Here is a 20,083-nt window from a genome sequence, read left to right as displayed (position 1 = left end):
CATTTCATCTTACGGAGGCATCATGTCCAGAACAGCTCTCGTCACCGGCGGCACCCGCGGGATCGGCGCGGCGATTTCCATCGCGCTGAAAGAGGCCGGCTACACCGTGGCCGCGAACTATGCCGGCAATGACGAGGCCGCGGCCAAGTTCACCGAAGAGACCGGGATCCCCACCTTCAAATGGTCGGTGGCCGACTACGACGCCTGCGCCGAGGGCACGAAGAAGGTCGAGGCCGCGCTGGGGCCGATCGAGGTTCTGGTCAACAATGCCGGCATCACCCGCGACGCGCCGTTCCACAAGATGACGCCTCAGCAGTGGAAAGAGGTGATCGACACCAACCTATCGGGCGTGTTCAACATGACCCACCCGGTCTGGCCCGGCATGCGCGAGCGCAAGTTCGGCCGCGTCATCACCATCTCGTCGATCAACGGTCAGAAGGGCCAGTTCGGCCAGGTCAACTATGCCGCCTCGAAGGCCGGCGACCTGGGCGTCACCAAGTCGCTGGCCCAGGAAGGCGCCCGTTTCGGCATCACCGCCAACGCGATCTGCCCGGGCTACATCGCCACCGACATGGTGATGGCGGTGCCGGAAAAGGTGCGCGAGGCGATCATCGCCCAGATCCCGACCGGCCGCCTGGGCAAGCCGGAAGAGATCGCCCGCTGCGTCACCTTCCTCGCCTCCGACGATGCCGAGTTCATCAACGGCTCGACCATCACCGCGAATGGCGGCCAGTTCTTCGTCTGAACCGGCCCCGATCCGCGATCGGCGCCCCGTCGGCCCGGCCGGCGGGGCGTTTTCGTGACCTGGCGCGCCGCATGAAAAACAAAACGGGCGCGCGACCTTGCGGCCCCGTGCCCGTTCCTCGGCATCCGTCTCTCAAGGGGGACGCCGGCTGCCGCAGCGGCCGGCGCCAGATCGGTCAGGCGTGGCTCAGCCGCGCGATTTCCTCTTTCAGCCTGAGCTTCTGTTTCTTCATTTCCGCAATCGTCAAACCATCCGCGCCGGGGTTTCGCTGCGCCTGTTCCACCTTCTCCGAGAGGACCTGATGCTTGCGCCGAAGCTCCTGCAGGTGAGACGTCATCGACATGGTCTTCCTCCTCTTTTGGAAATGGCTTGTCACAATAGCATCACACTTTGCGAGTCGTGTCACTTCCCCTGCGCGCTCGCGCCGCATCACAGACTGTCGACATGCAGAAAACAGCCGAAACGCCGGCCTGGGGCGCTCAGCGGGCGGGAAAAGGCAGCGCCGCCCCGTCGCGCAGCACGGCCTCGGCCCAGGCGCTGTGGCTGTCGCGGTCGCCGTCATGGACGGCGCCCTCATGCAGCACCAGCGGCGCGAGCAGCCGGAACGCCCCGCGCCCGCCCTTGCGCGCCCGTAGCAGCACCCGCTTGGCCGGCCGGCCCGCGCGCGGCGCCAGCGGCAGCAGGTCGAGGCTGCCCAGCCGGCGATCGCAGGCCGCCAGCAGGTCGGGCAGCCGCTCGGCCAGCTGGATCACGGTCAGATAGCCGCCCGGTTTCAACCGCCGCGCCGCGAGGTCGATCCACTCCGCCAGCGGCAGCGCCTCGCGCAGCCCGGTCTCGCGTCCGGCATCGCTGGCCGGCGTGCCGCCGCCGGCGGGATACCAGGGCGGGTTGGCGATGACGTGGTCGAAGCTCCGGTGCCGCAACGCGGCGGGCGGCGCGGCGACATCGCCCTCGATCACCTCGAGGGCCTGGCCGTTGCCGCCGGCATTGTCGCGCGCCAACGCGGCATAGGCCGGCTGCAATTCGAGCCCGGTGAGCGCGAGCCCCGGCACCCGGTGGCCAAGGCACAGGCTGGCAACGCCGGCGCCGCAGCCCAGTTCCAGCGCCGTCTCCCCGGCCCGCGCCGGGCAGGCGGCGGCCAGCAGCACCGGGTCGGTGGCGGCGCGATAGCCCTGGCGCGGCTGCAGGATCCGCAGCCGCCCGCCAAGGAAGCCGTCGTCGGAAAGCGCCTCGGGCGGGAACATCACTGGCTCAACGGGATATCGTTGTCGGTCATCACGATCCGGGCGCGGTGGTAGTCTGCCGCGCGCACCATCAGGCGGCGCGGCAACACACCGATCGAGCCTTCGAGAACGCTCATGTTTACGTCGATCGGAAAGACGTCTATACCCTCGCCTTGCAGAAGCGCGGTGGCATAGGCGATGATCGTCGGGTCGGTCGTGCGCAGAAGCTCTTTCATGGTCTGTGACTTAAGGGGATGTACGGGCCATTGTCGAGAACGGTTGCGAGAATGCGATGGGGCTGATGGAAACCACCAACAAGCCGCATGACCGGCTGGCCGCCTGGCTGGCCGAGGACATGGCGTCGGTGAACGGTCTGATCCGGGAGCGGATGGCGTCGGAACATGCGCCGCGAATCCCCGAGGTAACGGCCCACCTGGTCGAGGCCGGCGGCAAGCGGCTGCGGCCGATGATGACCCTCGCGGCGGCGCGGCTCTGCGGCTATGACGGGCCCTATCACGTCCACCTGGCGGCGACGGTCGAGTTCATCCATACCGCGACGCTGCTGCATGACGACGTGGTCGACGAGAGTGCCCAGCGGCGCGGGCGGCCGACGGCCAACCTGCTGTGGGACAACAAGTCTTCGGTGCTGGTCGGCGATTACCTCTTCGCCCGCTCGTTCCAGTTGATGGTCGAGACCGGCAGCCTGCGGGTGCTCGACATCCTCGCCAACGCCTCGGCGACGATCGCCGAGGGCGAGGTTCTGCAGCTTTCGGCGGCGCAGGACCTGGCCACCGACGAGGACATCTATCTCAAGGTGGTGCGCGGCAAGACCGCGGCGCTGTTCGCGGCGGCGACCGAGGTCGGTGGCGTCATCGCCGCGGCGGCGCCCGAACAGATCGCGGCGCTGCACCGCTATGGCGACGCGCTCGGCATCGCCTTCCAGATCGTCGACGACCTGCTGGATTACGGCGGCACGACCCAGGTGATCGGCAAGAATGTCGGCGACGATTTCCGCGAGCGCAAGCTGACCCTGCCCGTGATCAAGGCGGTCGCGGCGGCGGATGAGGAAGAACGCGCCTTCTGGTCGCGGGTGATCGAGAAGGGCGACCAGCGCGAGGGCGACCTGGAGCGGGCGATGGAGCTGATGGCCCGTCACGGCACACTGGCGGCGACCCGCGACGCGGCGCTCGGCTGGGCGGCGCAGGCCAAGAGCGCGCTGGAGCTGCTGCCGGCGCACGAGCTGCGCGACATGCTGCGCGACCTGGCCGATTACGTGGTCGAGCGGGTGGCCTGAGGCAACGCTCGCTGGCAGCGGCGCCAGTCCAAGGCGCGCCGCTCCCTTCCTCGCCTGCCCGCCTGACGATCTAGCCCTTGCTGCCGTAGTCCCGGGCACCGAAAATGGCGCTGCCGACGCGGACATGGGTGGCGCCGGCGGCGACGGCAGCCTCGAAATCGGCGCTCATGCCCATCGACAGGCCGGTCAGACCGTTGCGCTCGGCCATTTCCGCCAGCGCGGCGAAATGCGGCCTCGAATCCTCGCCCTCGGGCGGAATGCACATCAGCCCGACCACCGGCAGCTCCTTGGCCCGGCAATCGGCGATGAAGGCGTCGGCATCGGCGGGCAGGACGCCGGCCTTCTGCGGCTCCTCGCCGGTATTGATCTGGACGAACAGCTCGGGCGAGACGCCGCGCGCCTGGGCCAGGTTCGCCAGTTTCTTGGCCAGCGACGGCCGGTCGACCGTGTGGATCGCCTCGAACAGCTCGACCGCCTGCTTGGCCTTGTTCGATTGCAGCGGCCCGATCATGTGGACCTCGGTGCCGGGGAAACGCGCGCGGAAGGCGGGCCATTTCGCCGCCGCCTCCTGGACGTAATTCTCGCCGAACAGCCGGTGGCCCTGTTCCAGCACCGCCTCGACCCGCTCGAGCGGCTGGACCTTGGACACTGCGATCAGCCGCACCGATCCCGCCGGACGCCCGGCCGCTGCCTCGGCCTTTGCCAGCCGTTCCCTGATCTCCACCAGTCCCATCGTGCCTCCTTGCGCATGCCGGGGTTCGGGCCCGAAAAGGCCACAGACAGGCGCAAAAGAAAAGAGCGGGCCGAAGCCCGCTCTTCCCTTAAGTCCGGTTCGTTCTGGATCAGAACGAGAACTTGATGCCGAAGTCGGCGCGGGTGTCACCCGTCGGCTGCTTGGCAACACCACCGATCAGCGAAGCGCCGCCGATGTCGTAAGCAGCGCCAACACCGTACGAGGTGTCAACACCCGAGGTGTCTTCCGTAGCGATGTAGCCATTCACGGTCAGGGCGCTCATGGTGTACGACCCATGGACAGTGTACTTCTTGACGCCATCGTTGTCCGCACCGGCGAGGCCGACATTGAAGTCACCCAGCTTGCCACCGACGGTCAGGACGGTCTTTTTGTTGCCAGCCGTGTCGCTGGTTTGGTGCGCAACGGCAACGGTCCAGTCGCCGAAGGTGTAGGCCAGGAAGCCGGCGGTCTGGTTGTCGCCGCTCACACCGTTCAGGGTGCTGTGCGACAGGTGAGCGGTAAAGCCGCCAGCGGTGTAGATGGCTTCAACGCCGTTCGAGCCAGTGCCGGTGCTGCTGTAGGCATCCCAGTTCCAGTAGCTGGCATACGGCGTCGCGGTGCCAAGGTTGGCGCCGACAACGTTGGTGACCAGATCGTCGAAGTTCAGACCGGTCAGGCCGACGTCAGCGGCGTACAGGCCCGGCATGCTTTCGATGGCCCCGACGATGTTGCCGACGCGCAGGGTGAAGCCGTTGGCCTTGACGTAGGCGTTGGCGCCGTTGCCGGCGGTCATCGCGTTTTCGTCACCCTGCATACGGATGCGAGCGCCCATTTCGATGCCCGAGTCCGACATCTTCGAGATGTCGATGTTCAGACGGATCCGCTTTTCCAGCGTCACTTTGCCGGTGACACCCACGGGCGGGGCGGAGTTGTACTGCGCGCCGAAGCGGACATAGCCGCCAAAGTTGACGTTCGCGTTGTCCGCAGCAGCGGCGCCAGCGGTCATGACCACGGCGGCCGAAGCAAGGAGAAGCTTTTTCATGTTTTCCCTCGTTGTCTCAAAAGGTGCGGCCCAACTCGGGAGGTCCAAATTGGGTATGGCCCTATTTCCTGCTTCCCCCCCTGCAATGCAAGGCGAACTCAGGTCGCCCCGGGAAAGTCGTTAAAGTTGGTGCAGCTTTGCCACAGTCTTGCCATGGTGACGTCAGAAGTCGCGAGTGCGGCCCGGGCAAGGCGGGATCGTCCGGCGCCGGGCGGGACCGATGCGGGCGGAGCGCAAGGGCCTTGTTTGCACAGGAGTGCTCGGCTAGACAGGCCGAAACGGAACCGGGGGCAGGCAGTATGAGCTTGGCACGCATTCTCCGCGCAGGCGCCCTTTGCGGGCTGGTTGTCGGCCTGACCGCCTGTGGCGGTGGCATCGGCAGCGGCGGGATCAGCAGCGGAACGAGATCGAGTCAGGGTGCGCCGAAGGTCACTGTCTCGCCGGAGGCGCCGCAGGAGCGGCTCGACCCGCGCGAGCGCAAGTCCTCGACGATCTGGTCGCTGTTCAACAACAACGACAACCCCAACACCACGGTCGAGGTGAACCGCTATATCTGGAACGCGGCGCTCGACGTGCTGAACTTCCTGCCCATCGAATCGGTCGACCCGTTCTCGGGCGTGATCGTCACCGGCTATGGCCGTCCGCCGGGCGGCGGCCGCGCCTACCGGGCCACGATCTACGTCCAGGACGCCGCGCTCGACGCCCGCTCGCTCAAGGTCGCGCTGGCGACCCGCGGCGGCCCGGTCAGCGCGGCGACGCAGCGCAAGGTCGAGGATGCAATCCTGACCCGCGCCCGCCAGCTGCGGATCGCCGACGGCAAGCTCTGACACCCGATCCGTTTGCGGAAGAAGGCCGGGCCGCGCCCTTGCGCCGCCCCCTGGCCTAGCGGTCGCGGCGCCAGTCGATGCCGAAGACCGCGGCCAGCACCAGGCAGAGCACCGCCGCCCCGGCGGCAAGGCCCAGCATCACGCCGGCGACGAGGTTGCCGGCCAGGATCGGCACCAGCGGCACGGTGAGAATCACGCCGAACGGGTTGGAGCCGCCGGCCGCCGAAGCGCCGGCCTGCTCGCCCTGCGCCACCACCGCGAAAGCCAGCGGCAGCGCGCCGACGGCGAAGGACAGGCCCAGCGCCAGGAAGCCGCGGCCGAATTGCGGCGCCGTGCCCCTGGCGCCGGAGACGAAGCGCCGGCCCCAGGTCACCGCCAGCACCAGCGCCGCCAGCGCCGCGATCAGCGCCAGCGAGGCGCCCAGCCCCCAGGCGACGCCGGTGGCCATCACCACCCGCGCCCACCACAGGCCGATGATCAGGGCAAAACCGATCGGGACCATGCCGGCCACAGGGCTCAGAGCGGCCGGCCGCGCAGCAGCAGCGGCACCTCGCCCGACAGCCCCGCCGCCTCGCGGATGAAGCGCCGGCGCAGGCCGGGCATCGCGTTGACGGCGCCCATGCCGAGGTCGCGCAGCCCGCGCAAGAGCGGGTTATCGTTCGAGAACAGCTTGTTGACGGCATCCATGCCCAGCGCCAGCACCGTCGAATCGAAGCGCCGCCAACGCTGGTAGCGTTCGAGGACGTCCTCGGCGCCGATATCCTCGCCGCGGCGATGGGCATTCACCACCACCTCGGCCAGCGCCCCGACATCGCGCAGCCCCAGGTTCAGCCCCTGGCCGGCGATCGGGTGGACGCCATGGGCGGCATCGCCGACCAGCGCGATGCGCGAGGCGATGAAGCTGTTGGCCAGCGTCAGGTTGAGCGGATAGGTGAAACGCTTGCCGACCAGCCTGATCTCGCCCAGGCAATCGCCGACCCGCAGCCGCAGCGCCTCGAGATAGGCGTCGTCGTCCAGCGCCTGGATCGCTTTCGCGGTCTCGTCGCGCTCGGACCAGACGATGGCGGTGCGGTTGCCCGGCAAGGGCAGCAGCGCCAGCGGCCCGGCGGGCATGAAGAATTGCTGGGCGACACCGTGATGCGGCTTGTCGTGCTCGATGGCGCAGACCAGCGCGGTCTGGCCGTAGCCCCAGCCGGTGCGCGAGATACCGGCGCGCTGGCCCGTGCCACTCGCCCGCCCGTCGCAGCCGGCGATCAGCCGGCCGGTCACGGTCTTGCCCGAGGCCAGCGTCACCGTCGCGCCCGAGGGCCCGACCTCCTGCGCCACCACCGTTTCGCCCGACAGCCGGGTGATGCCCCGCGCCTCGGCCATGGCGTCGAGCAGGGCGCGGCGCAGGTAGCGGTCCTCGACCATGTAGCCCATCGGGCCTTCCTCGATCTCGCCGTAGTCGAAATGGAGGAACAGCGGCGAGGGTCCCTCGCCCGCCCGGCCGTCGCTGGCCTTGACTTCCAGAATCGGCTGGGCGTCCTCGGCCAGCCGCTGCCACAGCCCCAGCGCCGCCAGCAGCCGCTGCGAGGCCAGCGCCAGCGAATAGGCCCGGCCGTCGAAATCTTCGGCGCCACGAGTCGCCTCGGGCAGCGCGTCGATCACGGTTGCAGTCAGGCCCGCCCGGGCCAGCGCCAGCGCCAGCGTCGGGCCGTTCAGCCCGCCGCCGACAACGATCACGTCACAATCGGTTTTCATGGCCGCCACTATGCGCCGATCTGCGGGATTGTCCATGCGCCGCGGCCCGGCTACGGTCGCGCCACACGGAAAATCGGAGGGCGTGATGGCGGCAGAGTGGCTTTGGATGACGGCGGCGGATCTGGGGCGCGGCATCGGTGCCGGCAAGATCGACCCGGTGGCGCTGACCGAGGCCTATCTCGACGCCATCAGGGCCCATCCCGACAGCGCCCGCATCTATGCCCGCGCCACCGAGGCGCGCGCCCGCTGCGAGGCCGAGGCCGCCGCCGCGCGGGCCAGGTCGGGCCACCGGCTCGGCCCGCTCGACGGCGTGCCGCTGTCGTGGAAGGACCTGTTCGACAGCGCCGGGGTGGCGACCGAGGCGGGCTCGGCCCTGCTCAAGGACCGGGTGCCGGCGCGCGACGCCCGCGTGCTGGCCAACGCCACCGCCGCCGGCACGGTCTGCCTGGGCAAGACCCACATGTCGGAGCTGGCCTTCTCCGGCCTCGGCCTCAACCCGATCACCGCCACCCCGCCCTGCGTCAACGATCCGGGCGCGGTGCCCGGCGGCTCGTCCTCGGGCGCGGCGGCCTCGGTCGCCTTCGGGCTGGCCCCGGCCGGGATCGGCTCGGATACCGGCGGCTCGGTGCGCATCCCCTCGGCCTGGAACGACCTCGTCGGGCTCAAGACCACCGCCGGCCGGATCTCCTGCGACGGGGTCGTGCCGCTATGCGAAACCTTCGACACGGTCGGCCCGCTCTGCCGCAGCGTCGAGGACGCGGCGCTGCTGCTGGCCTTGCTGGAGGACGGCAAACCGGCGGACCTGCGCGGTGCGACGCTCGCGGGCACCCGGCTGCTGGTGCTGGACACCGTGGCGATGGAGGATCTGCGCGACGGCCCGGCGAAGGGATTCGAGCAGGCGCTGGGGCGTCTGTCGCAGGCCGGCGCCAGGATCGAGCATGGCGACGTGACCGAGGTGGCCGAGGCGATGGACCTGGCCGGGCTGCTGTTCACCTCCGAGGCCTATGGCATCTGGGCCGAGACCATCGAGGCCAATCCCGACCTGATGTTCCCGCGCATCCTCGACCGCTTCCGCGCCGGGGCGAGCGCCCGGGCCTCGGATTACGTCGCCGGCTGGCGCCGGCTGCACGAGCTGCGCGCGGCCTGGGCGGCGCGCGTCGCCGGCTATGACGCGGTGGTGATCCCGACCTGCCCGATCCTGCCGCCGAATGTCGAACGGCTGCTGTCGGACGACGACTACTACGTCACCGAGAACCTGCTGACCCTGCGCAATACCCGCATCGCCAACCTGTTCGGCCTGCCCGGCCTGACCCTGCCGACCGGCGTGCCCTCGACCGGGGTGCTGCTGATGGGGCCGGCCGGCGGCGAGGAAAAGCTGTTGCGGCTGGGCGCGGCGGCGGAAGCGGCGCTGAAGTAGGGGCGGAGCAGCAAGACGAGGGCGGCGCCCGTCCCGTCGAAGCGGTCGAGAAGCGCCAGCCGAGGGGCAGGTAGGCGCTGCCGCCGGGCGAAATGGCTGGACCGTCGCCTTTGCCGCCCGGTCAGGGAACGCTGCTGCAATCCCCACGACTCAAATGCCACAATCGTGCCCGTCAAGGCCCCGAGTTGACGGCGTTTTTCTGGACCATGCCCGATTTGGGCGGTATCGTGCAGGCAAAACGGGGCGCAACGACCCCGGACATGAGGCAACATATGGCATTCCCAGAGCGGTTCTCGAACCTGCCTGATTACGCATTTCCGCGTCTGCGCGCCCTGCTCGACATCCACGAGCCGGGGGGGGCCCCGATCGCCATGACGATCGGCGAGCCGCGGCACCCGTTTCCCGATTTCGTCGGCGAGATCCTCGCCGGCAACCTGGGGGGATTCGCGAAATACCCGCCGAACGACGGCACGCCCGAGCTGCTGACCGCCATCGCCGGCTGGATCCGCCGCCGCTACGGCGTCACGCTGGAGGCCGAGCGCCGGATCATGGCGCTGAACGGGACGCGGGAAGGACTGTTCAACGCCGCCATCGCGCTGTCACCGGAGACCAAGAGCGGCAAGCAGCCGGTGATCCTGACGCCGAACCCGTTCTACCAGGTCTATGCCGTGGCCGCGCTGACCGTCGGCGCCGAGCCGATCTATGTGCCCGCCACCGCCGCCACCGGCTTCCTGCCCGATTACGCCGCGCTGCCGGCGGAAGTGCTCGACCGCGTCACCATCGCCTATCTGTGCTCGCCGTCGAACCCGCAGGGCGCGGTGGCCTCGGCCGACTACCTCGCCGACCTGATGGCGCTGGCCGAGAAGCACGATTTCACCATCTTCGCCGACGAGTGCTATTCCGAGATCTGGCGCAGCGCGCCGCCGCCCGGGGCGCTGGAAGTGGCCGCCAAGACCGGGGCCGATCCCGAGCGGGTCTTCGTCTTCCACTCGCTGTCGAAGCGGTCGAACCTGCCCGGGCTGCGCTCGGGCTTCGTCGCCGGCGGGCCCGAGGGCATCGCGCGGATCAAGCAGCTGCGCGCCTATGCCGGGGCGCCGCTGCCGCTGCCGCTGCAACGGGTGGCCGAGCGGGTCTGGGACGACGAGGCCCATGTCGCGGCCAGCCGCGCGCTCTATCACGAGAAATTCGCCCTCGCCGACGAGGTCTTTGCCGGCCTGCAGGGCTACCAGCCGCCCGAGGGCGGGTTCTTCCTGTGGCTGCCGGTGCCCGAAAGCGTGGGCGACGGCGAGGCCGCGGCGCTGAAGCTGTGGCGCGAGACCGGGGTGCGGGTGCTGCCCGGCGCCTACCTGGCGCGCGACGCCGCCGGCGGGAACCCGGGCGCGGGCTACATCCGGGTCGCCCTGGTGGCCCCAAAAGAAGAAACGCAGCGCGGGCTGACGACGCTCCGCGACTGCCTTTACCGGTGAGGACGAGGGACAGGCATGGCTTCCTATCAGATCAGACAGCGTGATCCGCTTCTCGACCAGAACACGCAGGCGGTGCTCGAACGCCGGGGGCGCGAGTTGCTCGGCGTCGGGCTCATCGTCGTCGCGTTCCTGTGCCTGCTGATGCTGGGCTCTTACACCCCTGGCGATCCGGGCTGGATGGCGGCGACCGACAAGCCGGTGCAGAACCTGCTCGGCGGGCTGGGCGCGCGCATCGCCTCGTCGCTGGTGATCATCGCGGGCCGCGGTGCCTGGGGCATCCCGCTGGTGCTGGGCGCCTGGGGGCTGCGCTTCGTCCTCCATCGTGGCGAGGAGCGGGCGCTGAACCGCGTCATCTTCGCCCCGATCGCCATCGCGCTGGCCGCCGTCTACGCCTCGACCCTGGTGCCGGGCAGCGACTGGGGCCATTCCTTCGGTCTCGGCGGCCTGTTCGGCGACACCGTGCTGGGCGCCATCCTCGGCGTCGCGCCGATCGGCGCCGCCTTCGGGCTCAAGGCGCTGTCGCTGCTCTCCTTCCTCGCCGTCATCGGCATGACGCTGTTCGTCACCGGCTTCGACACCAGGGAAGTCCGCGCCCTCGGCCGTTTCCTGCTGCTCGGGCTGGTGCTGTGCTATGCCGGGCTGCTCAAGGCGATGGGCCGCACCGCGACCGGGGGCGTCAGCCTTGCCCGCGGCCTGAACGACCGTCGCCGCGACCGGCGCGAGGCCGCCCTGCTGGCCCGCACCGAGGCCGCGCTGGCGCCCGAGCCGATGTCGCTCGGCCGCGCCGCGCCGGCTGCCCCGGCTGCCACGTCGACGGATCCGGCGCTGGCCCCGGCCCCGCTGGGCATGCCGAAGCCGTCCTTCCTGTCGCGCATGCCGGCACTGGTGAAGCGCGCGCCCGAGCCGCAGCCCGAGCTGGTCGAACCCGATCACATCCCCCATGCCCCCGAGATGGGTCCGAGCGAGGAGCGGATTCGCAGCCGCATCGCCAGCGCGGTCCATGCCCGCGCCCGCCAGCAGGCCGAAGCGCAGGCCCAGTCCCAGGCTCCGGCCCAGCCCGCCGAACCGCCGGTGACGGTGCCCGAGGACGCGCCGCCGCGCTTCCGCCGGCCGCGCTTTGCCGCCGGCGCGGCGCCGAGCCACCGGGTCGAACCGCCGGTGACCGCCGCCCAGCGTGCCGAACCGCCCGTGACCGAGCCGCCCCTTGCCGAACCGCCGGTCAACGACGCCGTGCGCCGGGCCGTCGATGCCGCCCAGGCCGCCCCCCGGAACGCCGCCGCCCGCGTCGCCCGCCCGGCCGAAGCGCCGGAAGCGACCATCCTGTCGGATGACGATTACGGCGATTACGGCGATTACGATGACGGCTATGGCGACGGTTACGACGACGAGGCGGTCAACCTCTACGAGGCCGAACCGCCGACCGCCCCCGCCGCCCCGGTTCCGCGCGCCGCCACGCCGGCGCCCGAGGCCAGGCGCGTCGTCCAGCACAGCCCACGCAAGCCGGTCGCGCCCTCGCGCCAGGCCCGGGCCGAGGCCCAGCCCAAGCTGCAATTCGACGAGCCGGCGGTGGCATACGAGAACCCGCCGCTCAGCCTGCTGACCAACCCGGCCTCGATCCAGCGCCACCACCTGTCGGACGAGGCGCTGGAAGAGAACGCGCGGATGCTGGAGACGGTGCTCGACGATTACGGCGTCAAGGGCGAGATCGTCTCGGTCCGCCCCGGTCCCGTCGTCACCATGTACGAACTGGAACCGGCGCCGGGCCTCAAGGCAAGCCGCGTCATCGGCCTGGCCGACGACATCGCCCGCTCGATGTCGGCGCTGTCGGCGCGGGTCTCGACGGTGCCCGGCCGCTCGGTGATCGGCATCGAACTGCCCAACGCCGAGCGCGAGAAGGTGGTGCTGCGCGAGATCCTGGCCGACCGCACCTATGGCGATACCGGCATGAAGCTGCCGCTGGCGCTGGGCAAGGATATCGGCGGCGGCCCGGTCGTCGCCAACCTGGCCAAGATGCCCCACCTGCTGATCGCCGGCACCACCGGCTCGGGCAAGTCGGTAGCGATCAACACCATGATCCTGTCGCTGCTCTACAAGCTGACGCCCGAGGAATGCCGGCTGATCATGATCGACCCGAAGATGCTGGAACTCAGCGTCTACGACGGCATTCCGCATCTGCTCTCCCCCGTCGTCACCGATCCCAAGAAGGCGGTCGTCGCCCTGAAATGGGTCGTCGCCGAGATGGAGGAACGCTACCGCAAGATGTCGAAGATGGGGGTGCGCAACATCGAGGGCTATAACGGCCGGGTCAAGGAAGCCCAGTCGAAAAACGAGATGTTCAAGCGCACGATCCAGACCGGCTTCGACGAGGAGACCGGCGAACCGATCTTCGAGACCGAGGAGTTCGAGCCCAAGACGATCCCCTACATCGTCGTCATCGTCGACGAGATGGCCGACCTGATGATGGTCGCCGGCAAGGAGATCGAGGCCTGCATCCAGCGCCTCGCCCAGATGGCGCGGGCCTCGGGCATCCACCTGATCATGGCCACTCAGCGGCCTTCGGTCGACGTCATCACCGGCACGATCAAGGCCAACTTCCCGACCCGGATCTCGTTCCAGGTGACCTCGAAGATCGACAGCCGGACGATCCTGGGCGAACAGGGGGCCGAGCAGCTGCTGGGCATGGGCGACATGCTCTACATGGCCGGCGGCAGCCGCATCACCCGCGTCCACGGCCCGTTCGTTTCCGACGAGGAAGTCGAGGAGATCGTCAACCACCTCAAGAGCTTCGGCCCGCCTGAATACATGTCGGGCGTGGTCGAGGGGCCGGACGAGGACAAGGAGGCCGATATCGACCTGGTGCTCGGCCTCGGCGGCAATACCGACAGCGAGGACGCGCTCTACGACCAGGCCGTCGCCGTGGTGCTGAAGGACCGCAAGGTCTCGACCTCCTATATCCAGCGCAAGCTGGCGATCGGCTACAACAAGGCCGCAAGGCTGGTCGAGCAGATGGAGGAACAGGGCCTCGTCAGCGCCGCCAACCATGTCGGCAAGCGCGAGATCCTGGTGCCCGAGCAGTAGGACACGGCAAGCAAAAGCGTCCAGCCCGCACGCCGGGCCGCGCCCGCCCCGCAAGGAGGCGGGCGTTTTCCTTTGAGCTTGCCCAAGCTCCATCTTGACCGGCTCCGCTGGGCAGAGCGGTTGCCCTGGACGGAACGCGAGACGCGCAGCGCCTGCCCGTGGGGAGGCGCCCCGACGCCAGAGCGACGCACTTCATGGTGCCATCCACCTCTTCCGCCGGAGGCCAGCGCGCGGCCTCCAAAGCGCCTCCCCGCCGGGACGGGCAGGCGCTGCGCGGCGGCTACGCCTAGATTCCGCGCCACCAAAGAACCGCAGCCAATGCCGATAGGGAGCATAAACAGGGAACTCAAAACCTGCTGTCGCGGCCCGAGGGAATGCCCCCCTGCCCTTTCCGCCACGTCTTGCCACCCGACCCGCCGCCGGGGCTGTCCCCGCCCGGCACATGCGCTATGCACGGTGCGACGCGGGGCCGCGCCCCACCCCCAGGACGGAGCCACCCCGTGAAGACCGATATCGCCGTCATCCTCGCCACGCTCGTGCTTGGCGGCCTGCTGGCCCTGCCGCGGGTGGCGGAATTCCGGCTGTGGCGGGCGACGATCACGCCGCTGGCCTCGATCATCGGCTCGGGCTTCCTCGTCCTCGGGCCGATCCTCGACGACGCCTATGGCGGCTATGCCCCACTGGCGATGGCGCTGCTCTGCGCCCTGGCCTGGGCCTTCGGCGCCGCGATCCGCTTCAACATGGCCGACGGCGCCGAGGACGACGCCAACCAGACCCGCAGCGAGAACCTGCTCGACACCGGTTCGCAATGGGCGCTGGCCTTCGCCTATGTCATCTCGGTCGCCTATTACCTCAACCTGTTCGGCGGCTTCGCGGTCAGCCTGACGCCCTGGCCCGGGCATTTCGCCGCCCATCTCGTCACCACCGCGATCTACGCCGTGATCCTGACCGTCGGCTGGACCCGCGGCTTCCGCTGGCTGGAATGGATGGAATACGGCTCGGTGACGCTGAAGCTGGCCATCATCGCCGGGCTGATCGTCGGCCTGGGCGCCTTCTTCGACGTCAAGGCGTCGCAGGGCACGCTGATCCTCGCGCCGCCGCTGCTGACCGGCGTGCCGGCGCTGACGCTGCTGTTCGGGCTGATCGTCACCGTGCAGGGCTTCGAGACCTCGCGCTACCTCGGCGCCAGCTACGACCGCGGCCTGCGCATCCGCTCGATGCGGCTGGCGCAGGGCCTCGCGACGGCGATCTACATGATCTACATCCTGCTCATCGCCTATGTCTTCCCGCCCGACGCCGCGCCGCTGACCGAGACCGCGGTCATCGACCTGATGCGGCTGGTCTCGCCGCTGTTGCCGGTGATGCTGGTTGCCGCCGCGCTCAGCGCCCAGTTCAGCGCCGCGGTCGCCGATACCGGCGGCGCCGGCGGGCTGTTGGCCGAGGTGACCGGCGGCAAGGTGACGGTGCGCAAGGGCTATGCCGCGCTCGGCACACTCGGCATCGCACTGACCTGGACGACGAACATCTTCGTCATCATCAACTATGCCTCGCGCGCCTTCGCCGCCTATTACGCGCTGCAGGCGGCGATCGCGACCCTGCGCGCCGCCCGCCGCGGCGACCGGCGGCGGGCCGCCGGCTTCGGCGCGCTCGCCCTGCTCGGCCTGGCGATCGTGATCTTCGGCACCCCGGCCCCGGCCTGAGGGCGTCCTAGAATTCCTTGAGCCGACGCGTCGTTTCCGGGTCGAGGAAGCCGGCGACGGTGGCATCGGTCTCAAGCTGCAGCGCCCGGTGGATGTCGGGCAGGGCGGCGGCGTTGAGCACCCGCTTCATCGCCCGCAACGACAGCGGCGGCAGCGCGGCCAGCCGCCGGGCCGCCTGCTGCGCCTCCGCCATCAGCTCGGCCTCCGGCACCACTTTCCAGGCCAGGCCGATCTCGCCCAGCTCGGCCGCGCTGTAGCGGTCGCCGAAGATCAGCATCTCGCGCGCCTTGTTGAGCCCGACCAGCGCCGGCAGCAGCGTCGACACCGCCCCGGTGACGAAGAGGTTGAGCGAGACCTCGGGAAAGAAGCCCCTGGCGCCTTCGGCCCAGATCGGGAAATCGCAGTTGATCGCCCATTCGAAGCCGCCGCCGACGGCCCAGCCGTTGATCGCGCCGACCACCGGCTTGGCCCCCAGCACCATCGCCCGGGTCACCCTTTGGATCGCGTCGACCAGGATGCGCGCCTGTTCCTCGGTCTCGGGATGGACATGCTCGCGCCGGTCGTCGCCGGCGCAGAAGGCCTTGCCGGCGCCGGTGAGGATCATTACCCGCGTCGCCGGATCGGCATTGGCGTCCTCGACCGCGCGGCCGAGATCGGCGATCAGCTGCGGGTTCATCGCGTTCAGGCTGTCGGGCCGGTTCAGCGTGATCGTGCGGATGCCGCTTTCATCCAGGGCGCTGAGGACGGTGTCATAGCGAAATTCGCTCATTCGTAGCTCCTGATGACGCGTTTCGTCTTGCCCTCGCTGCGCGGCAGGCTGCCGGCGGGCGCCGCCGTGACCCGGGCCGTGGCGCCGAGCCGCGCCTTGATCTCCTGCGCCACCCGCTGGGCGAGGTGATCGCAGACCACGTGCAGCCCCTCGGCCAGTTCGACCGTCACCGGCAGCGTGTTGTATGGCGGCGGGGCGTCGAGCTCGATACGGTATTCGCCCGACAGCTCGGGGAACTCGTTGATCACCGCCGCCACCATCGACGGGAACATGTTCAGCCCGCGCACCACGACCATGTCGTCGGCGCGGCCGACCACAGAGAAGCGGAAGCCGGTGCGGCCGCAGCGGCAGGGCTCGGTCTCGGCGATCTCGACGATGTCGCCGGTGCGGAACCGCACCAGCGGCTGGCAGTCGCGCACCAGGTGGGTGAGGACCAGCTCGCCCCTGCGCCCGGGTTCGAGCGGCAGCGGCGCCTCGCTGTCGGGGTCGATCAGCTCGGGGTGCAGCACGTCGGCGGCCATGAAATGCAGGTGCGTGTCGTGGTCGCATTCAGCGGCGAAATTGCTGAACACGTCCGAGACGCCGTAATTGGCGTTGCGCGGCTCCATTCCCCAGGTTTCGCGCAGGCGGGCGCGGAAGGCGGGGTCGTCCAGCCCCGGCTCGCCCCCGAACAGCCCCAGCCGCAGCCCCAGATCGCGCGGTTTGAGGCCGGGGAACTTCTCGGCGATCACCCTCTCCAGCACCGCCGGGTAGGAGGGGGTGCAGGAAATCGCGGTGACGCCGACCTCGCGGATCGTCCGCACCAGCAGCTCGGTCGCGCCGACGCCGAAGGGGATCACCATCGCACCGGTCGCCTCGAGCGTCATGTGATCGGTCAGCCCGCCCATCCACATCTGGTAGTTCAGGCAATGCACCACCGTGTCCTCCGCGGTCAGCCCCGCGGCGCGGTGACAGCGGCCGCCGACCTCCTGGGTGATCTGGGCATCGTGCCGCGACAGGGCCAGGTTCATCGCCTGGCCGGTGGTGCCCGAGGTCCGGTGCAGCCGGTTGACCATCCGCCGGGGCGCGGCGAGGTAGTCGCCGAAGGGCGGCGACGCCGCCTGCGACAGCCGCAGCAGCATCTTGTCCGACAGCGGCAGTTCCGGCAGGTCGCGCAGGTCCTCGGGCGGGGTACGGCCCTGCCAGAGTTCCTGGTAGAAGGGCGAGGTGGCGGCGACATAGGTCCGCTGGGCCTGCCAGGCTCCCTTGACATGGCTTGCCAGTTCGGAGAGCGGCAGGCGCTCGGCATCGCGGATCGTCGTCATATTTCCATGCCCCGTTCCCAGATCAGTGTCAGCGTGTCCAGCACCGCCTCGCGGTCCTGCGAGACGGCGACCAGCGCCGGGTCCCCGGAGAGCAGCAGGCTGGCGAGATACTGGTCGACCATGCCGCCGAGCGCATAGGCGCGGCGCATCAGCTCGTCATGCCCGATCTCGCCGCCCCACCCCGCGCGCTGCAGCCGGCGCATGGCGGCGGCGACTACGGTTTCGATCCAGTCGCGGTTGAGCCGGTGAAAGGCGGCCTGCGCCTCGGGATAGCCGTCGAGGTGATGGACGAGGCAGCGCATCAGGCCGCGATTGTGGCGGAAGAGCTCGTAATAGGCGCTGTTGGCCGCGCGCATCGGGGCCTCGGTCCGCGCCGCGCTGGCCGAGCGCAGCATGTCCAGCACGAAGCCGCCGAAGCCGATCAGCAACTCCTCGAGCAGCAGCGTGCGGTCGGCGAAGTAGATGTAGAAGGTGCCGTTCGAGATCCCGGCCTCGGCGCAGATCGCGGCCACGGTCAGGTCGGACGGCCCCTTGCGGTCGAGCACCGCGCAGGCCGCGGCCTGGATCTGGGCCCGCGTCCGCGCGCCCTTGGGCTGTTCCGCGCTGCGGGCGACAAGGATGTCCGGATAGGCGAAGGTTCCGGGCGGATCGGCCGGGGTCTCGGCGAGGGGGCGGCGCGCTGGGGGCATCGGATCACAAATATGAAAGTGACGTCAGTTTCATATCTAGCGCCGAACCGATTGCGCCTGTCAAGCGTCGTGGCCGCCGATATCTTCCCCGGCCTACTCCGTGCAGAGCGGCCGGGCCGCGCCGCCGCTGGCCCGCAACGCCTCGGCCGGGGCGAGCACGACCATCAGCCCGCGCTTGCCGCCGTTGATCACCACCTCGGCCGCCGCCAGCGCGCTGTCCTCGAAGGCAATCGGCGCGCGGCGCTTCTGGCCGAAGGGGCTGATGCCGCCGGTGTGGAAGCCGGTCAGCCGCTCGGCCTTGTCGGGGGCCATCATCTGGGCCGACTTGCCACCGAAGGCCGCCGCCACCTTCTTCATCGACAGGCTGCGATCGGCGGGGATCACCGCGCAGGCCGGCTTGCCGTCGACCTCGACCATCAGCGTCTTGAGCACTTGGCCCGGGTCGACCCCGAGCGCCTCGGCCGCGTGCAGGCCGATCTTGTCCTGCCCGGCCACGTAATCGTATTCCAGCACCCGGAAGGCGGCCTTCGCCTGCCCCAGCGCCCGGGTCGCCGGTGTCGCCTTGCTCATCTTCCCACTCCCATCTCGCGGTCGATCCAGGCCATGACCAGCGCCACCACCCGCGCCTGCTCGGCCTCCTCCAGCGCCCGGCCCCGGCGCAGCCCGTGCCATTTCTCCAGACAGCCGCGGCAGCAGGTGGCGGTCGCGTGCTGGGCGATGAAGACCGGGTGGCCGCGCATCGGCGTCTGCTTGCCGTCCTTCGCCGGCGCGGCGGGCGCCAGCCTCTGGGCGACGAAGTCGCGCGCGTGGGCTTCGATCACCGCCCTGCCCTTGGCGTCGGCATAGGCCCGTTCCCGCGCGCCGAGGCGGAACCGGCTGCGGAAGGCCGAGCGGGCGAGCCTGTCGAAAATGTCCGGTTGCGGGGCCATGGCCGTCCTTTCCCGGCCAGGAATAGACCGCGGCCGCGCCCGGGAAAAGGCCCCGGCGGCGGCGGGCAACCTTCACGATCGCGCCGACGATTGATCGCTGTCATTGCCGAAGCGGGCAGGCGGACCATCTCCTCGGCCATCGCAACCGTTTCACGGAGACACCTCATGAGCGATACCCCTGCCGACCTGGTGATCATCCTGATCACCGGACCCGAGAACCCCAGGCGCCTGCCCTCGGCCTTCTTCCTCGCCGCCACCGCGGCGGCGGCCGAGCAGAACGTGGTGATGTATTTCACCGGCCCGGCGACCGAGCTGCTGGCCAAGGGCAAGGCCGCAACCATCTACCCGATGGAAGGCGGCAAGAGCGTGGCCGAGTTCCTCAAGCTGGCGACCGACAACGAGGTCCAGATCATCGGCTGCCTGCAGTCGCTGGAGCTGAACGGGATGACCCGGGACGACGTGCCCGCCGACATCCCGCTGCTGACGCCGAGCACCGCCCTGCCCTCGCTGGCGGCGGCGGGCAAGGTCCTGACCTGGTGAGGCGGTTGGCGGCCGCCGGGTCGAGCGGCGGCGGCCCTCTCTCCGAGGTCCCTTACAGCGCGCCGGTCAGAACGTAGCGCAGGGCGCGGGCGACCTGCTCGGGCGTCTCGGCCACGGCATTGGCGGCGGCGTCAACCTCTTTCAGCGCGTGCTGGTGCTCGGGGCGCTGCAGCACGATGATCGGCTTGCCCAGGGCGGCGGCGTAGCCGGCGTCGAAAGCGGCGTTCCACTGCTTGTATTTCTCGCCGAAGCAGACCACCAGCACGTCGCAGCCCTCGATCCCGCGCCTGGTCCGGATCGCGTTCAGCGCCGCGCCCTTACGGTCATGCCAGAACTTGTTCTCCTCGGCGCCGAAGATGGCGACGCCGCAATCGTCCGAGGCGGCATGATCGGTCACCGGCGCCGACCATTCGATCTCGAGCCCGGCGCAGGCCGCCTTGACCGTCTCGCGCCAGTCGGTGTGAATCTCGCCCGAAAGATAGACCTTCAACATCGCGTCGCTCCTCTGCCCATGCGCCAACCGGGCGCGACTGTCGCGTGGCGGGCGTCGCTTGGCAAGGCCGGCAGGCGCGGCATCCGGTCCC

Annotated in this window: 21 protein-coding genes; 8 read left to right on the top strand and 13 right to left on the bottom strand. The window is 69.8% G+C overall.

Going from position 1 to position 20,083, the window contains the following annotated elements:
* Positions 1 to 22: 22 nt before the first annotated feature.
* Entirely contained in the window at positions 23 to 745 is a 723-nt protein-coding gene (gene phbB, locus ACFOES_RS18260; protein ID WP_377834808.1) for an acetoacetyl-CoA reductase, read from the top strand.
* A 175-nt stretch (positions 746 to 920) separates the two neighbouring features.
* Here phbB and ACFOES_RS18255 read toward each other — a convergent pair whose 3' ends face one another.
* The 3 genes from ACFOES_RS18255 to ACFOES_RS18245 all read right to left on the bottom strand — a co-directional run bounded on the left by ACFOES_RS18255 (position 921) and on the right by ACFOES_RS18245 (position 2,204).
* Positions 921 to 1,088, bottom strand: a complete 168-nt coding sequence (locus ACFOES_RS18255; RefSeq protein WP_377834807.1) for a YdcH family protein — start codon at positions 1,086 to 1,088, stop codon at positions 921 to 923.
* Between the two features lie 136 nt (positions 1,089 to 1,224).
* A complete protein-coding gene (locus ACFOES_RS18250) occupies positions 1,225 to 1,989 on the bottom strand; it encodes a tRNA1(Val) (adenine(37)-N6)-methyltransferase (protein ID WP_377834806.1) in 765 nt (254 codons plus the stop codon).
* A complete protein-coding gene (locus tag ACFOES_RS18245) occupies positions 1,989 to 2,204 on the bottom strand; it encodes a putative signal transducing protein (RefSeq protein ID WP_377834805.1) in 216 nt (71 codons plus the stop codon). Before ACFOES_RS18245 ends, ACFOES_RS18250 begins: the two co-directional genes overlap by 1 nt.
* A 56-nt stretch (positions 2,205 to 2,260) precedes the next feature.
* Here ACFOES_RS18245 and ACFOES_RS18240 point away from each other — a divergent pair, with 56 nt between their 5' ends.
* Positions 2,261 to 3,262: a polyprenyl synthetase family protein gene (locus ACFOES_RS18240; RefSeq protein ID WP_377834804.1), complete on the top strand. Its 1,002-nt coding sequence runs from the start codon at positions 2,261 to 2,263 to the stop codon at positions 3,260 to 3,262.
* A gap of 70 nt (positions 3,263 to 3,332) precedes the next feature.
* On the opposite strand, the gene ACFOES_RS18235 is transcribed toward ACFOES_RS18240, so the two are convergent.
* A complete protein-coding gene (locus tag ACFOES_RS18235) occupies positions 3,333 to 3,995 on the bottom strand; it encodes a YggS family pyridoxal phosphate-dependent enzyme (RefSeq protein WP_377834803.1) in 663 nt (220 codons plus the stop codon).
* A 109-nt stretch (positions 3,996 to 4,104) separates the two neighbouring features.
* Complete coding sequence (locus tag ACFOES_RS18230; RefSeq protein WP_377834802.1) at positions 4,105 to 5,037, bottom strand: porin; 933 nt, start codon at positions 5,035 to 5,037, stop codon at positions 4,105 to 4,107.
* A 299-nt stretch (positions 5,038 to 5,336) separates the two neighbouring features.
* On the opposite strand from ACFOES_RS18230, the gene ACFOES_RS18225 reads away from it, so the two are divergent.
* Complete coding sequence (locus tag ACFOES_RS18225; RefSeq protein ID WP_377834801.1) at positions 5,337 to 5,864, top strand: DUF3576 domain-containing protein; 528 nt, start codon at positions 5,337 to 5,339, stop codon at positions 5,862 to 5,864.
* Between the two features lie 55 nt (positions 5,865 to 5,919).
* Here ACFOES_RS18225 and ACFOES_RS18220 read toward each other — a convergent pair whose 3' ends face one another.
* Positions 5,920 to 6,366 carry a hypothetical protein gene (locus ACFOES_RS18220; protein WP_377834800.1) on the bottom strand — a complete coding sequence of 149 codons (447 nt, stop codon included), beginning with the start codon at positions 6,364 to 6,366 and terminating at the stop codon, positions 5,920 to 5,922.
* 14 nt (positions 6,367 to 6,380) lie between these two features.
* Positions 6,381 to 7,643, bottom strand: a complete 1,263-nt coding sequence (locus ACFOES_RS18215; RefSeq protein ID WP_377834799.1) for an FAD-dependent monooxygenase — start codon at positions 7,641 to 7,643, stop codon at positions 6,381 to 6,383.
* Positions 7,644 to 7,692: 49 nt separating this feature from the next.
* On the opposite strand from ACFOES_RS18215, the gene ACFOES_RS18210 reads away from it, so the two are divergent.
* From ACFOES_RS18210 to ACFOES_RS18195, 4 genes are all read left to right on the top strand, one after another.
* Entirely contained in the window at positions 7,693 to 9,024 is a 1,332-nt protein-coding gene (locus ACFOES_RS18210; protein ID WP_377834798.1) for an amidase, read from the top strand.
* Between the two features lie 272 nt (positions 9,025 to 9,296).
* The gene (locus ACFOES_RS18205) at positions 9,297 to 10,490 is read left to right on the top strand and encodes an aminotransferase class I/II-fold pyridoxal phosphate-dependent enzyme (RefSeq protein ID WP_377834797.1); all 1,194 of its coding nucleotides are present in this window, start codon (positions 9,297 to 9,299) and stop codon (positions 10,488 to 10,490) included.
* Positions 10,491 to 10,505: 15 nt separating this feature from the next.
* Positions 10,506 to 13,568 (top strand): DNA translocase FtsK, encoded by a 3,063-nt coding sequence (locus ACFOES_RS18200; RefSeq protein WP_377834796.1) that lies wholly within the window; start codon positions 10,506 to 10,508, stop codon positions 13,566 to 13,568.
* A 500-nt stretch (positions 13,569 to 14,068) separates the two neighbouring features.
* Positions 14,069 to 15,268 carry a hypothetical protein gene (locus ACFOES_RS18195; RefSeq protein ID WP_377834795.1) on the top strand — a complete coding sequence of 400 codons (1,200 nt, stop codon included), beginning with the start codon at positions 14,069 to 14,071 and terminating at the stop codon, positions 15,266 to 15,268.
* Between the two features lie 7 nt (positions 15,269 to 15,275).
* Here ACFOES_RS18195 and ACFOES_RS18190 read toward each other — a convergent pair whose 3' ends face one another.
* From ACFOES_RS18190 to ACFOES_RS18170, 5 genes are all read right to left on the bottom strand, one after another.
* Positions 15,276 to 16,037, bottom strand: coding sequence for an enoyl-CoA hydratase/isomerase family protein (locus ACFOES_RS18190; protein WP_377834794.1), 762 nt, complete (start codon positions 16,035 to 16,037; stop codon positions 15,276 to 15,278).
* Entirely contained in the window at positions 16,034 to 17,341 is a 1,308-nt protein-coding gene (locus ACFOES_RS18185) for a phenylacetate--CoA ligase family protein (RefSeq protein ID WP_377834793.1), read from the bottom strand. The genes ACFOES_RS18190 and ACFOES_RS18185 overlap by 4 nt, the downstream gene beginning before the upstream one ends.
* Positions 17,338 to 18,030 (bottom strand): TetR/AcrR family transcriptional regulator, encoded by a 693-nt coding sequence (locus ACFOES_RS18180; protein WP_377834792.1) that lies wholly within the window; start codon positions 18,028 to 18,030, stop codon positions 17,338 to 17,340. The genes ACFOES_RS18185 and ACFOES_RS18180 overlap by 4 nt, the downstream gene beginning before the upstream one ends.
* Before the next feature lie 93 nt (positions 18,031 to 18,123).
* Positions 18,124 to 18,600, bottom strand: coding sequence for an aminoacyl-tRNA deacylase (locus tag ACFOES_RS18175; protein ID WP_377834791.1), 477 nt, complete (start codon positions 18,598 to 18,600; stop codon positions 18,124 to 18,126).
* The gene (locus tag ACFOES_RS18170) at positions 18,597 to 18,959 is read right to left on the bottom strand and encodes a DUF4186 domain-containing protein (protein ID WP_377834790.1); all 363 of its coding nucleotides are present in this window, start codon (positions 18,957 to 18,959) and stop codon (positions 18,597 to 18,599) included. The genes ACFOES_RS18175 and ACFOES_RS18170 overlap by 4 nt, the downstream gene beginning before the upstream one ends.
* Before the next feature lie 165 nt (positions 18,960 to 19,124).
* On the opposite strand from ACFOES_RS18170, the gene ACFOES_RS18165 reads away from it, so the two are divergent.
* Positions 19,125 to 19,499 carry a DsrE family protein gene (locus ACFOES_RS18165; RefSeq protein WP_377834789.1) on the top strand — a complete coding sequence of 125 codons (375 nt, stop codon included), beginning with the start codon at positions 19,125 to 19,127 and terminating at the stop codon, positions 19,497 to 19,499.
* A 52-nt stretch (positions 19,500 to 19,551) separates the two neighbouring features.
* Here ACFOES_RS18165 and ACFOES_RS18160 read toward each other — a convergent pair whose 3' ends face one another.
* Positions 19,552 to 19,992, bottom strand: coding sequence for a YtoQ family protein (locus ACFOES_RS18160; protein WP_377834788.1), 441 nt, complete (start codon positions 19,990 to 19,992; stop codon positions 19,552 to 19,554).
* Positions 19,993 to 20,083 lie beyond the last annotated feature (91 nt).

Origin of the sequence: Acidimangrovimonas pyrenivorans, from assembly GCF_042643245.1 — a bacterium.
Taxonomy (GTDB): Bacteria; Pseudomonadota; Alphaproteobacteria; order Rhodobacterales; family Rhodobacteraceae; genus Acidimangrovimonas; species Acidimangrovimonas pyrenivorans.
This window is presented reverse-complemented; position numbering and strand designations above follow the sequence as displayed.

Coding starts and splice junctions, on each gene's coding strand:
- phbB (WP_377834808.1), top strand. CDS start 23: ATGTCCAGAACAGCTCTCGTCACCGGCGGCACCCGCGGGATCGGCGCG.
- ACFOES_RS18255 (WP_377834807.1), bottom strand. CDS start 1,088: ATGTCGATGACGTCTCACCTGCAGGAGCTTCGGCGCAAGCATCAGGTC.
- ACFOES_RS18250 (WP_377834806.1), bottom strand. CDS start 1,989: ATGTTCCCGCCCGAGGCGCTTTCCGACGACGGCTTCCTTGGCGGGCGG.
- ACFOES_RS18245 (WP_377834805.1), bottom strand. CDS start 2,204: ATGAAAGAGCTTCTGCGCACGACCGACCCGACGATCATCGCCTATGCC.
- ACFOES_RS18240 (WP_377834804.1), top strand. CDS start 2,261: ATGGGGCTGATGGAAACCACCAACAAGCCGCATGACCGGCTGGCCGCC.
- ACFOES_RS18235 (WP_377834803.1), bottom strand. CDS start 3,995: ATGGGACTGGTGGAGATCAGGGAACGGCTGGCAAAGGCCGAGGCAGCG.
- ACFOES_RS18230 (WP_377834802.1), bottom strand. CDS start 5,037: ATGAAAAAGCTTCTCCTTGCTTCGGCCGCCGTGGTCATGACCGCTGGC.
- ACFOES_RS18225 (WP_377834801.1), top strand. CDS start 5,337: ATGAGCTTGGCACGCATTCTCCGCGCAGGCGCCCTTTGCGGGCTGGTT.
- ACFOES_RS18220 (WP_377834800.1), bottom strand. CDS start 6,366: ATGGTCCCGATCGGTTTTGCCCTGATCATCGGCCTGTGGTGGGCGCGG.
- ACFOES_RS18215 (WP_377834799.1), bottom strand. CDS start 7,643: ATGGACAATCCCGCAGATCGGCGCATAGTGGCGGCCATGAAAACCGAT.
- ACFOES_RS18210 (WP_377834798.1), top strand. CDS start 7,693: ATGGCGGCAGAGTGGCTTTGGATGACGGCGGCGGATCTGGGGCGCGGC.
- ACFOES_RS18205 (WP_377834797.1), top strand. CDS start 9,297: ATGGCATTCCCAGAGCGGTTCTCGAACCTGCCTGATTACGCATTTCCG.
- ACFOES_RS18200 (WP_377834796.1), top strand. CDS start 10,506: ATGGCTTCCTATCAGATCAGACAGCGTGATCCGCTTCTCGACCAGAAC.
- ACFOES_RS18190 (WP_377834794.1), bottom strand. CDS start 16,037: ATGAGCGAATTTCGCTATGACACCGTCCTCAGCGCCCTGGATGAAAGC.
- ACFOES_RS18185 (WP_377834793.1), bottom strand. CDS start 17,341: ATGACGACGATCCGCGATGCCGAGCGCCTGCCGCTCTCCGAACTGGCA.
- ACFOES_RS18180 (WP_377834792.1), bottom strand. CDS start 18,030: ATGCCCCCAGCGCGCCGCCCCCTCGCCGAGACCCCGGCCGATCCGCCC.
- ACFOES_RS18175 (WP_377834791.1), bottom strand. CDS start 18,600: ATGAGCAAGGCGACACCGGCGACCCGGGCGCTGGGGCAGGCGAAGGCC.
- ACFOES_RS18170 (WP_377834790.1), bottom strand. CDS start 18,959: ATGGCCCCGCAACCGGACATTTTCGACAGGCTCGCCCGCTCGGCCTTC.
- ACFOES_RS18165 (WP_377834789.1), top strand. CDS start 19,125: ATGAGCGATACCCCTGCCGACCTGGTGATCATCCTGATCACCGGACCC.
- ACFOES_RS18160 (WP_377834788.1), bottom strand. CDS start 19,992: ATGTTGAAGGTCTATCTTTCGGGCGAGATTCACACCGACTGGCGCGAG.